Genomic DNA, 12708 nt, shown 5'->3' with positions numbered 1-12708 from the left:
AAGGAAAATACATTGGCATTTCGAAAGCTAGCGCAATTGTTGGAGCAGGACCTCGAGTCCCGGCATGTTTTGTTGCGGGCAGATTTAAATGTACCGCTGACAGATGAGGGAGAAATCGCTGATCCGGGTCGCATTACCGCAGCTTTGCCAACGATTCAGGCGCTTGTTGCTGCCGGCGCCAAAGTTGTTATTGCTGCTCACCTGGGACGTCCAAAGGGGCAGTTTAACCAGAAATATTCGCTGGCCCCTGTTGCAGAAGCGCTTTCAGATGAACTAGGTCAGTGGGTGGCATTGGCTCAGGATGTTACTGGAGAAGACGCACACGAACGCGCCAATGGGCTGAACGACGGCGACGTTATGTTGTTGGAAAATGTGCGGTTCGACGCACGTGAAACTTCCAAAGACGCTTCGGAACGCGCAGAATTCGCCGCTGAACTGGCTGCCTTGGCAGCTGATGACGGTGTGTTTGTCTCGGATGGATTCGGTGTCGTCCACCGTGCACAGGCATCGGTTTACGACGTCGCGAACAAACTTGATGCCTACGCCGGATACTTGGTGGAAGCCGAGTTGGAAAAGTTGTCCGCTGTAGCCGACAATCCAGAGCAAGATTACACCGTGGTGTTGGGTGGATCGAAAGTATCCGACAAGCTGGGCGTTATTGAAGCATTAGCTGGAAAAGCCCAAAACATCATTATTGGTGGTGGAATGTGCTACACTTTCCTCGCGGCACAAGGCTATAACGTGCAGAATTCCTTGCTACAGGAAGACATGATCGATACCTGCAAGCAACTGTTAGACCGCTTTGGCGATAAAATCTGCTTGCCAGTCGATTTGCTCGCTGCGGATGAATTTTCAGCCGACGCAAACACAAAAATCGTAGAATTGGCTGCGATTCCAGAGGGATGGCTCTCGCCAGATATCGGGCCAAAATCCGTACAAAAATTCGCAGAACTAATTACCTCGTCGAAGACTGTTTTCTGGAATGGTCCAATGGGGGTCTTCGAAAAAGAACCATTTGCGCGAGGCACAGAAGGCGTGGCAAAGGCCATCATTGCAGCTACCAGCAACGGTGCATTCACTGTCGTTGGCGGTGGGGATTCTGCATCAGCCGTGCGTGCTTTAGGGCTTGATGAGAGCGGATTTAGCCACATTTCGACAGGTGGTGGAGCATCTCTGGAGTTCTTAGAAGGGAAAGCACTACCGGGCGTTGCCGTCCTGGCTGGTTAATAATTTCCGGAAATCCGCGTAAATCACAAGAAGGAGAAGCACATGCCACGAACTCCATTGATCGCCGGCAACTGGAAGATGAATCTTGATCACCTTGAAGCGATCAAGAACATCCAGAAGCTGACTTTCGCTTTGCCGAAAGAATATTACGAGCAGGTAGATATCGCGGTATTAGCACCATTCACTGATCTGCGCTCTATTCAAACCGTAGTGAACGGGGAGAAAATGAAGATCAGTTACGGCGCCCAAAACCTAGCTCCACAAGAAAAAGGAGCATATACAGGAGATATTTCTGCCCCGATGTTGGCAAAACTCGGCTGCGAATGGGTTATCCTGGGGCACTCCGAACGCCGTCAACACCATCATGAGACTTCAGATTTGGTATCGCAAAAGGCACAAGTCGCACACAAGCACGGAATTAAACCGATAGTGTGCGTAGGAGAGTCCTTGGATATCCGCGAATCTGGCAGCTACCTCGATTATATCGTCGAGCAAGCCCGCAATTCGCTGGATGGTTTGGAAGCTCAGCAGCTGAAAAACACAGTTCTGGCATACGAGCCGGTTTGGGCAATTGGTACCGGTAAGGCAGCGTCGCCGAAAGATGCCCAAGAAGTTTGCCAAGCATTGCGAACCTTAGTTCGGAGACTTTCAGACGACGAAACAGCTGATGCTATTAGGATCCTGTACGGCGGTTCCGTGCAGACTGATTCGATCGCTGATATCGTCGCACAGCCTGATATCGATGGTGGCTTGGTCGGCGGAGCGTCGCTAGATGGAGAAGAATTTGCCAAATTGGCCGCTGCGTCCGTCGCGCAACTCTAGCTAGCAAGCGAAGCTTGTACGTAGATTGAATTATCTCCTGTAATCATGCTCGCCTGGCTGAGCCTTACAGCGTTGCAAGTTACAATGCTGTAAGGTTGTGCACAATACTCTAGAACAGTCGCGCATTGCGTGGCTAAAATGGGTATACTTAACGCACGGCAAGCCCATACAACTCGCACTTTCGTGAAGGAACACCTGAATGCAATTAACGCTGCAGATCATCCTGCTGGTGACAGCTATTTTGATGACGATTTTCGTTCTGCTCCATAAGGGCAAAGGCGGCGGTCTGTCGAGTTTGTTTGGTGGCGGAGTGCAGTCTAACTTGTCAGGTTCTACTGTCGTCGAGAAAAACCTGACGCGTTATACGATTGTTTTGGCGTTAATTTGGATTGCCGCGATCGTCGCCTTGAACCTGTTACAGGCTTATAATTTATAGGTGGAAGCTTCCGAGCGAATTTCTGCATAAAATATCCACCGGTGGAGGTTAACTCCCACCGGTGGATATTCTTTTGTGTGGGGGCGTGATCGCGGGCACCCCACATGCCTAATGTTTTGATTTGCTGCGCGCTTTAGAATGCGCGCAAGCAGAGCAGTTAGTGCGCCGGGATTACATCGCTAAAGAGAAGCGTTTCAATGCGACCGTGTACGAGTGTGGCAGGGCATGAAGCATCTGGAGTAGTGGTGGAAACTAAGTGAGCGATTGCCTCGGATTTATTTTGACCTGCTGCCAACAGCCAAATTCGGTCGGATTGGGCAACCTTCTTTAGACCTAAGCTCAAACGCTGCGCGGGAGGTTTCGGGGAATCAGTCACGCTAATGACAGCGGAATTGTCTTTTAACCCTGCATGGTGCGGAAACAAGGAATTGATATGCCCATCATCGCCAACGCCTGCCATGTGGATGTCAAAACCAGCGGGCGCGAATTTTTCGAGCATCGCGGTGTATTCCTGTGCACGTTCTGCCAGATCATCGGCACCGGTTAATCCATAGCCGTGGATATTGGTTTCGGGTATATCCAGTTGGTCGAGGAACGCTCGCCGCGCTTGTCCTTCGTTTGATTCTTCGTCGGAAATAGCTAGGTTTCGTTCATCGCCAAAGAAAAAGTGGACACCAGACCATTCGATATCGGAATCCGTCGTAGCCAACGCCTCTAACACTGCAATTCCGGAAGTTCCTCCTGTGAGAACTACGCGAACGGTGCCGTCGTCATGCGAGCCACCACCAGTATTTTGGATTTCAGAAACCAATTCTACGAAGCGGTGGGCAACCTTGGAAACTAGGTCGTGTTTATCTGTAGCAGGGAAAATCGTGGTCATAGTTTTATCCTTCGGCGTGCGAGTTATCGAAGTAGATGGCCCGTAATGCTCGCGCATAGGTTTCGTCTGGTTCCAAATGCCGTAGCTCCTCAGATAGGCGTTCTGCCCAACTGCGAACGTTGAGGGCGACGAGATTACGCGCGGCTCCGGGCACCTGGACACCAACGGTGTGGTTATCGGCGCGGGTGATGCTAATTGCTTCTCTATCGTCCATCACCAGTGTCAGGCTTTCGACAGCAAACTGTTCTTCGCCTTGGTGGTTAGTGTCGTCGGCTGAACTGCTACTGGGCATGGCAGTGCTTCTAGTTACCGGAACGCCTAGGGCATCGGCCAACCAACCTGCAGCAATCACGTGTTCTGGACCTTGGTCACCGCTGATGTTGACAGACTGTACCTCGTGATGTGGGTAACGGTCCAAGGCAGATGCAACGATGCCACGCCAGGCGGTAATTGCAGACCATGCCGTATCTGAGTCACCAGGCGAATAGTTGCGAGATAACTGCGAGAAATCCCGTGCACTGGTAATGCGGCGTTGCGCAATCTTGCCGATTGGATCTTCTGCTGGGCTCTCCGGATGAACGTTGGGCCACCAGGCCACGATCGGAGTATCTGGGAGCAATAATGGGGTCACGATGGATGAAGGGTGGTGAGCCATCGCGCCGTTAAGCGTCATAACGACGATCTCAGAAGCGCCGGCCTCACCGCCAACGCGAAGCTCTGCATCAAGGTAGGTCTCATCCATGGAGTCGCCCGTCAACAAGATCAGGACACGTGCTGGGTGCTCGTGCGAAGCATCACGGCTGGCACGCAGGATTGCTTCGACGTCGTCACTGGCAGAGGCCACGATAATCAGGGTTAGCACCCGTCCAGTAGTTAGCGTGTAGTGCTCCTGGGCGAGATTTAGTTCGCGGGCAATGTCTGTGGTGGTGGTATCCGTGAGGAAATGAATCATGGTTGTTAATTACTCCTTGTACAGGTCAATCACGGACACAGATTATGGCCGGCGCCAAGCATGGCCGCGGCGTGCCAGCATGGCATCACCGCTTGCCGGTCCCCAACTGCCTGCCGGGTAGCTTTCTGGCTGTTCAGCGTGCTGCCAATACTCCAGCATCGGGTCAAGGATCGACCAACTCAACTCCACTTCCTTGTTGGTAGGGAACAAGCTGGATTCATCCAAGAGCGCATCAAGGATAAGACGTTCGTAGGCAGCCGGAGATTCTTCGGTAAAAGCTTCAGCATAAGAGAAGTCCATATTGACGTCTCGAACTTCCATGCCCGAACCTGGGACTTTGGAGCCGAATCGCATCAACACACCCTCGTCAGGCTGTACCCGGATGACTACGGTGTTCTGTCCGTGCTGTGCACCATTTTTCGCAAACGGTTGATGTGGAGCGTGTTTAAACACTAAAGCAATTTCTGTGACGCGACGCCCTAAACGCTTGCCGGTGCGCAAATAAAACGGCACACCAGCCCAACGGCGCGAGTTAATCTCCAAGGTGCAAGCCGCGTAGGTCTCAGTTGTTGACTCTGGGTCAAAACCGTCTTCTTCTCGCAATCCTTGTACCTTTTGCGAACCCTGCCAACCTGCAGAGTATTGTCCCCGGGCTGTGCTGTGCTCGAGTGGCGTAGCTAGCGAGGTAGCTTGCAAAATCTTAACCTTTTCCGCGCGCAGTGCATCCGGGGTAAATGAAATAGGTTCTTCCATCGCCACCAATGCCAACAATTGCAGCAAGTGGTTTTGCATTACATCACGGGCTGCTCCGATGCCGTCGTAGTATCCAGCACGCCCACCGAGCCCAATGTCTTCAGCCATGGTTATCTGCACATGATCGATGTGCCGAGCATTCCAGATTGGCTCAAATATCGAGTTAGCAAAGCGCAAGGCGAGGATGTTCTGTACTGTCTCTTTACCCAGATAATGGTCGATACGGTAGACCGATTCCTCCGGGAAAACCTGGTTAACGATTTCATTGAGCTCACGCGCGGATCGTTCGTTGTGCCCGAAAGGCTTTTCAATGATGACGCGCCGCCATGCCCCTGGTTGTGCATTCACCATGTTTGTACGCTCGAGCTGGTGACAAACCTCGGAGAAAAAACTCGGTGGAATGGACAAATAATAAGCCCAGTTACCAGCAGTACCGCGCTGCTCGTCAACTTCGGAAATGCGTTCAGCTAAGCAGTCAAAGCCGTCATCATCGAAACCACCGACTACAAATTCCATTCCGGAAGCAAGTTGACGCCACACATTTTCACGGAATGGTGTGCGTGCGCCATCTTGGACTGCCTGTTTCACGTAGTCCACAAAATCTTGGTTGGACCAATCTCGGCGACCGAAACCAACCAAGATGAATGCCGAAGACAACAACCCGCGGTTTGCTAGGTCGTAGATAGCAGGCAGAAGCTTTTTGTAGGCCAGATCGCCTGTGACTCCAAAAATCACCATGCCCGAAGGGCCGGCGATCCTCGGCAGTCGGGAATCGTGCGGGTTGCGCAGGGGGTTATGCCAAGGATTCGACGTCACAGGCGAATGTCCTTTCTTAGCCCGGATTTGGGCGGTTGTCGTGCTATTTAACTGGCGTGGTTTGGTTAACGCAGCCGTTGAGACATGGATTCCAGCAGTTCTTCCCATGCGTTCACGAACTTGTCGATGCCTTCGAGTTCGAGCTTCGCGTAGACATCTGCGAAATCAATGCCTGCAGATTCTAATTTGCGGAAAATAGCTTCAGCCTTATCACCCGCGCCAGTCAAAGTATCGCCATTGATAGTACCGCTATTTAGAACCGCTTCGAGCGTTGCTTCCGGCATAGTGTTGACAGTGTCTGGGCCTGCCAGTTCCGTGACGTACATGTCAGCAGGATAGTCGGGATTTTTTACTCCGGTAGATGCCCATAATGGACGTTGTTTGTGTGCACCTGGAACATCGAAGTTTTGGAACTCCTCGATAAATAGTGCGTAGGCGCGCCGTGCATTGGCAATACCTGCCTGCCCGCGCAAGTTGCGCGCTTCTTCCGTGCCAATCTGCTCGAGGCGCTTATCCACTTCGGTATCAATGCGGGAAACGAAGAAAGACGCAACCGAATGGATCTTGGAAAGATCAAGACCGTTTTCCCTAGCTTGCGCAATGCCTTCCTTGTACGCCTGGATAACTTCTCGGTACCGTTCTACAGAGAAAATCAAGGTCACGTTGACCGAGATGCCTTCCGCGAGCGCAGCAGTGATGGCTGGCAGCCCTTCTGGTGTTGCCGGAATCTTAATCATCGCGTTGTTGCGGTCGACGCGCTTCCATAGGTCGCGTGCTTGCTGCAAAGTTTTGTCCGTGTCCGCAGAAATTCGCGGGTCCACCTCGATCGATACGCGTCCATCGGCGCCACCGGTGCGTTGATGGACCGAAGACAAGATGTCGCAAGCATTTTGCACATCGGAAATAGCAAGCTCATAGACGGCTTGGTCGGCAGAGATATCACGTGTGGCCAGACGTGCAATATCCGCGTCATAGGAATCCCCCTTGCTCATTGCAGCAGAAAAAATTGAGGGATTAGTAGTTACGCCCAATACCGACTTGGTTTCGATGAGCTCTTTTAAATTTCCGGAGACTATGCGCTCGCGAGAAAGATCATCCAACCAAGTTGCGGTACCAACAGCTGCCAGCTCTGCCAAGGCAGTGTCGGCGTCGGCAGAATCGATGGCCTGTGCCGGTGTTACCGAGCTAGCAGAGGCGGTAATAGAGGCTGCGTCTGCGCTCACCGAAGTATCATCGTTATTGTCGGCAGTGTTGCCCCAACCAGGAACTTTGCCAGCTGCGGGGGCTTGTTCCAGTGCTTTCTTGGCTTCGGCCACTACATTGTCGACGGTAAAGCCAAACTTTGCAAAGAGTTCTTCTGCTGGGGCAGAGGCACCGTAATGTTCCAGAGAAATCTGCCGGCCAAACGGTGCAGTGTATTTGTGCCATGGCATGGCGAGACCAGCTTCAATGGATACTCGCGCAGTAACTTCACGTGGGAGAACCGATTCGCGGTAGTTTTCGTCTTGCTGTTCGAACCATTCCAAACAAGGCGCAGAAACGACACGTGTCGGTGTGCCTTCAGCTTCTAACCGTTCGGCAGCGGCCACAGCGAGGTGTACCTCGGAGCCCGTCGCAATCAGGATGAGCTCTGGCGAAGCCGAAGCTTCCACCAAAACATAAGCACCCTTTGCGACGCCTACGGAGGCCTTTTCGGCGGTTCCCTCCAGCACTGGGACGTTTTGCCGGGTTAATGCTAGCCCCTTCGGGCCTTTCTCCTTGCGCATCGCGGATACCCATGCCTGTGTAGTTTCATTGGCGTCCGCCGGGCGGATGACCGCGAGATTTGGAATAGCACGTAGCGCGGCCAAGGTCTCAACCGGCTGGTGAGTTGGGCCATCTTCGCCCAAGCCGATGGAGTCGTGGGTCCATACGTAGTAGGTGTCGGTGCCCATCAGGGCTCCCAGGCGAACCGCCGGGTACATGTATTCCGAGAAAATTAAGAATGTTCCCCCGTAAACACGGGTGTGGCCGTGTAAGGCAATACCATTCATGATCGCTGCCATGCCATGCTCACGAATGCCGAAGTGTAGATTGCGACCGTGTAACGGGTCAGCTTGCCACATATCCGTAGAGATTGATTGCGGGCCGAACGAAGGTGCCCCCTTGATGACAGTGTTGTTGGAACCAGCCAAGTCCGCTGAGCCGCCCCAAAGCTCTGGCAGCTGTGCTGCGAGGACTTGAATTACCTCCGCGGAGGCCTTACGCGTCGCAATGCCTTTAGAATCGGCTTCCCAAACTGGCATATCTTCGCCGAAGTTTTCTGGTAACTCGTATGCCGCCATGCGGTCGAAGAGTTCTTTGCGTTCTGGGTTTTTCTTGGCCCAGTCGTCGAAACGCTGCTGCCATTCTTGTTGCGCTTTGGTGCCGCGGCTGACTAGCTCGCGGGTGTGTGCAAGCACTTTTTCGTCGACGTGAAAGTGCTCATCAGGGTCAAAGCCAAGGAATTTTTTGGTCGCCTGGATTTCTTCTTCACCAAGTGCTGCACCATGTGAGGCACCGGTATTCATAGCATTTGGCGCAGGGTAGGCGATAACCGTTCGCACCCGGATAAAAGTCGGGCGCAAAGTATCTTGCTTCGCGAGCTTGACCGCCTGTTCTAGTGCAGCAACGTCTTCTCCAGAACCCACCTCAAGCACCTGCCAACCGTAGGCTTCGTAGCGTTTGGTCACAGACTCAGAGAAAGCGATGTCGGTGTCATCCTCGATGGAGATGTTGTTGTCATCCCAAAAGACGATCAAGTTGCCCAGCTGTTGCGTACCCGCCAGGGAACATGCTTCGGCCGTGACGCCTTCTTGCACATCACCGTCGGAACAAATGGTGTAAACATAATGGTCGAATGGAGATTGTCCGGCAGGTGCATCAGGGTCGAATAGGCCGCGCTCTTTGCGAGCGGCCATCGCCATACCGACGGAGGAAGCTAGGCCTTGTCCGAGAGGTCCAGTCGTGATCTCTACACCGTTGGTGTGTCCGTATTCGGGGTGCCCTGGTGTCAACGAGCCCCAGGTACGCAGTTGCTTCAGATCATCCAGCTCTAAGCCAAAGCCACCTAGGAAAAGCTGAATGTATTGTGTCAGAGATGAATGGCCGACAGACAGCACGAAACGGTCACGCCCGGCCCACTGCGGGTCGGCCGGGTTGTGTTTCAGCACACGCTGATAAAGCGTGTAAGCCAACGGGGCGAGTGACATTGCGGTGCCGGGGTGTCCAGAACCGCAATTTTGCACCGCGTCGGCGGCTAATAACCGCACCGTATCTACAGCGCGGGTATCCGTCTCGCTCCAGTCACTCGGGTAGCGACGAATGGTTTTAGCTTTAAGCTTGGGGGACAGTGACACAGCTGGTTCCTCGCATCAATCTGTTTGCAACGGTGAAAACAATGGTGTGCTCCTTAGTCTAAAGGTAGATTCAGAGTTTTGTGTACTTGCACGCGATTATGAGCCGCACGGTGGGTGGCATGTAGGCTATGGTGGTTCGGGACAGTCAGTTTCTATCCGCCTAAAGTTGGTGGGAACTTTCCGCCCTTTGTAAACGACTCTCTCTAGTGCCGCTGGAGTCCGACTGGTGGCAAACATAGAGGGACTTATTTGGCACGTTGTTGGAGGATTTTTCCTTGGGAAAGATCAAGGCATATTTCGCGTTAACCAAGCCGCGGATTATTGAACTGCTCTTGGTGGCTGCGCTTCCTGCCATGCTGCAAGCGGAGCGCGGTACAGAAGCGATATCCAATAACTTTGGCCTGATCATACTTACTTTGTTGGGCGGCTGGATGGGGGCCTCAGCTGCACATACCTTCAACATGGTTGCCGACTATGAGCTAGACCAGCAGATGAAACGCACTCGCGGCCGACCGTTAGTTAATGATGTCGTTTCTAAGCGGGAAGCTGCTGTTTTCGGTTCCCTGTTATTAGTCATTTCTGTGCTGTGGCTGGGAATATTAGCGAATTCTTGGTTGGCGGCCTTATTCGTTATTTTGACGAATGTGCACTACATCGTGGTGTATACCAAGTTCCTGAAACGGCGAACCTCGCAAAATATTGTGTGGGGCGGGCTTGCGGGGTGCATGCCTGTCATGGTCGGTTGGGCGGTCATTACCGATAACGCTCCGGCAGAAGAACCAGCGCGATGGTGGCAAGCGATCGCGCTTTTCTTGATCATCTTCTTCTGGACCCCACCGCACACCTGGGCCTTGGCCATGAAATACAAAGAGGATTACAAGCGTGCTGGCATTCCAATGCTGCCGGTCGTTGCCAAGGAATCTGAAGTTACCCGTCAAATCCTGCTTTATTCAGTGGCGATGGTGATTACTTCTTTCGCGCTGATCCCAGCCGCATCCTGGATCTATCTCGTCGGCTCGGTCAGTACAGCAGCCGTGTTTCTCTACATGGCCAGTCGTCTACACCAAGGGGTGAAAAAAGGCGCCAAGGTACAACCCATGGCGCTGTTCATCTGGTCGAATAATTATCTAGCGATTTTGTTCTTGAGCTTGTCTGTTGACGCCATTATTGGGTGGACACCGTTTCTAGCTTAGTTGTCTGTAGGCTTGCATTTGAACGGTGTCTCACCGAATTTGGGCGGTTCAATTCTCTTTTTAGATCATTTCTTGGACCCGCAGAACAATAGAACCAGTGGTCTTCCGGTCTTGCAGGTCACGGTGCGCTTGTGCAGCTTCTTCCAATGGATAAGAATCGCGCACCCGGAACTTTAGGTCCCCATCGACGACGGCTTGTACAACTGCCTGTGCCCGCATCTGGAATTCGCCTTCTCGACTAGTCCACCCGGCCACAGATGGTCGTGTGAGAAATATGGAGCCTTTCTCATTTAAAATCTGTGGATCAATAGGGTCAACCGGGCCGGAAGCTGCACCAAATAAGCAGACAGTCCCGCGATTACGAACCATATCTAATGATTGTTCAAAGGTGTCCTTGCCTACGCCGTCGTAGACTACATCGACGCCCTTTCCCGCAGTTAATTCTCGTACCTGGTTGGCTAACTCCGGGCCATAACGTAATACGTGAGTAGCTCCTGCTTGGTAGGACAATTCTTCTTTTTCATCGGAAGAGACTACGGTGTAAACATTTGCGCCGGCTGCTGCAGCAAATTGCGTAGCTAACAGGCCAACACCACCGGCACCGGCGGTGATCACGCAGTTGTCGCCGTCGGCAAGCTCGTAGACACCGTGCATGAGGTAATGCGCGGTAATGCCTTGTAGCAGCATGGAAGCGGCGGTGGATAAATCGAAATCGTTTGGTACCGCAACTAGCTTGTCTCTGGCGACACATACCTGTTCGGCATAGGAGCCGAACGCGGTATTCCACGCGACCATAGTGCCGCTAGCGATTTTCCCAATAGGATCGTGGCGAACACGGCCAACGCCTTCGAATCCAGGAATAAACGGCGTCGTGGCTGAGTAAATGCCTTCACGGTAGTAGGTGTCGATGTAGTTAACTCCGGCAACGAGCACGTCTACGAGGACTTGATCGTCGGACGGTGTTGGGCTTTCGACCTCAGCGATCTGGAGCACTTCCGGGCCGCCGGTGCGAGTAATCTGTATTGCCTTCATAGTTATCGAGGTTACAGTCTGTGGGCGTTGCGTGGGTTAGGTAGTCCGGTGGTTGGTGCGTGCCCGGGTTAATTGGAGCCTTTTCTTTGTGAGACTAGGCCAGACGAGCTGCATGTTTCACGGGCGGAATAGTCCAACTGGAACCGTGGACGTGCGTAACCGCGAGCCCACAAAGCTGCGGTAAAGGCTACGACCACCGAGCTCATCGCGATATGAAAAGGTACGGTCCAACGTGGGACTCCAAGATAGAACTGTGCTACACCGATGCCCCATTGAATAATAATTACCGTGACTAGGACCCACGCAGTATGTTTCGCACGCTGCGGTGCTTTTTGCTTATACAGCTGCCACACGACGAGTAGTGTCAACAAAAGATAGGCATACATACACACGGCATGGACTACCGCTAATACTTCAGTATCTAGTTCCAGGCGGCCTTTCATACCGGCATCCGCATCACCGGAGTGCGGTCCGGAACCGGTGACCATTGTGCCCGTGATCAGCACAATCGACAGTGCGCCGGCGGCAAGAGCTGCAAATTGCCGGGTGTGCGCGGCGAAAATTCGTTGTGGTGATTGTGAATCATCTTCCGCGATCCGGGAGTAGAGTAGCGCTGCTATCCAGACCAAGACCATAGAGGGTAGAAAGTGCAATGCAACAAACCACCAATGCAACTCCATATGCACGGAAATTCCGCCGATTACCGCTTGCAGGACGATACCTAGAATTGATGCAACACTATAGGCTTTAAGCTCACGGCGCCTGCCGGCTTGCTTTAGCGCAACCAACACCGCGATTGCTGCAGCTACGACCACGAAAGTCAGCAGACGGTTACCAAATTCGATAATTTGATGGACCCAAGGCTGTGCGCCAGCGACCGGGACCAAAGAACCTTCCTGACAATTCGGCCAAGTATCGCAGCCTAATCCTGATCCAGTCACACGTACGATAGATCCAGAAACCGTAATTCCCGCCTGGGAGAGCAACAGTATTAGCGCAAGACGCCTCTGCCATTTCAGGCTGGGGCTGAAATGCGGACTGTTAGCTGTCTGGCTCGTTTCTGGGCTCGTTGACATAGCTACTCCGGTACTATCTGCCTGCTGATTTACGGTGTTCACATCGATTATTCTACTCGGTGAATACACGGGTTCCGAACGTGCGGAGGGCGGATATGTTGAGTCGTTGCCCACATTTCGCGCGATGCTGGCAGTCCTCTGTCG

The 12708-nt window shown here is 52.8% G+C and carries 9 protein-coding genes and 2 pseudogenes; 4 read left to right on the top strand and 7 right to left on the bottom strand.

Going from position 1 to position 12708, the window contains the following annotated elements; genetic code table 11:
• Positions 1-12 precede the first annotated feature (12 nt).
• The 3 genes from L9H78_RS05535 (at position 13) to secG (ending at position 2485) form a co-directional block, all read left to right on the top strand.
• Positions 13-1227 carry a phosphoglycerate kinase gene (locus L9H78_RS05535; protein WP_023019437.1) on the top strand — a complete coding sequence of 405 codons (1215 nt, stop codon included), beginning with the start codon at positions 13-15 and terminating at the stop codon, positions 1225-1227.
• Between the two features lie 42 nt (positions 1228-1269).
• Positions 1270-2049 carry a triose-phosphate isomerase gene (gene tpiA / locus L9H78_RS05530; RefSeq protein ID WP_021353959.1) on the top strand — a complete coding sequence of 260 codons (780 nt, stop codon included), beginning with the start codon at positions 1270-1272 and terminating at the stop codon, positions 2047-2049.
• A gap of 199 nt (positions 2050-2248) precedes the next feature.
• The gene (secG, locus tag L9H78_RS05525; RefSeq protein WP_021353958.1) at positions 2249-2485 is read left to right on the top strand and encodes a preprotein translocase subunit SecG; all 237 of its coding nucleotides are present in this window, start codon (positions 2249-2251) and stop codon (positions 2483-2485) included.
• Between the two features lie 157 nt (positions 2486-2642).
• On the opposite strand, the gene pgl is transcribed toward secG, so the two are convergent.
• From pgl to tkt, 5 genes and pseudogenes are all read right to left on the bottom strand, one after another.
• Positions 2643-3365 carry a 6-phosphogluconolactonase gene (gene pgl, locus L9H78_RS05520; protein WP_249619499.1) on the bottom strand — a complete coding sequence of 241 codons (723 nt, stop codon included), beginning with the start codon at positions 3363-3365 and terminating at the stop codon, positions 2643-2645.
• A 4-nt stretch (positions 3366-3369) separates the two neighbouring features.
• Positions 3370-4317 (bottom strand): glucose-6-phosphate dehydrogenase assembly protein OpcA, encoded by a 948-nt coding sequence (locus L9H78_RS05515; RefSeq protein ID WP_249619498.1) that lies wholly within the window; start codon positions 4315-4317, stop codon positions 3370-3372.
• Positions 4318-4359: 42 nt separating this feature from the next.
• Positions 4360-5886 carry a glucose-6-phosphate dehydrogenase gene (gene zwf, locus L9H78_RS05510; protein ID WP_249617184.1) on the bottom strand — a complete coding sequence of 509 codons (1527 nt, stop codon included), beginning with the start codon at positions 5884-5886 and terminating at the stop codon, positions 4360-4362.
• 65 nt (positions 5887-5951) lie between these two features.
• Positions 5952-6968, bottom strand: a pseudogene (gene tal / locus L9H78_RS05505) (transaldolase); the annotation flags it as partial.
• 201 nt (positions 6969-7169) lie between these two features.
• A pseudogene (gene tkt / locus L9H78_RS05500) lies at positions 7170-9263 on the bottom strand (transketolase); the annotation flags it as partial.
• A gap of 257 nt (positions 9264-9520) precedes the next feature.
• On the opposite strand from tkt, the gene L9H78_RS05495 reads away from it, so the two are divergent.
• Entirely contained in the window at positions 9521-10456 is a 936-nt protein-coding gene (locus L9H78_RS05495) for a heme o synthase (protein ID WP_249619497.1), read from the top strand.
• 60 nt (positions 10457-10516) lie between these two features.
• Here L9H78_RS05495 and L9H78_RS05490 read toward each other — a convergent pair whose 3' ends face one another.
• On the bottom strand, positions 10517-11488 hold the full coding sequence (locus L9H78_RS05490; protein ID WP_249619496.1) for a quinone oxidoreductase family protein: 972 nt from the start codon (positions 11486-11488) through the stop codon (positions 10517-10519).
• Between the two features lie 68 nt (positions 11489-11556).
• On the bottom strand, positions 11557-12564 hold the full coding sequence (locus tag L9H78_RS05485) for a COX15/CtaA family protein (RefSeq protein ID WP_249620743.1): 1008 nt from the start codon (positions 12562-12564) through the stop codon (positions 11557-11559).
• Positions 12565-12708: the final 144 nt, after the last annotated feature.

Origin of the sequence: Corynebacterium pseudodiphtheriticum, from assembly GCF_023509295.1 — a bacterium.
Lineage (GTDB): Bacteria > Actinomycetota > Actinomycetes > Mycobacteriales > Mycobacteriaceae > Corynebacterium > Corynebacterium pseudodiphtheriticum.
This window is presented reverse-complemented; position numbering and strand designations above follow the sequence as displayed.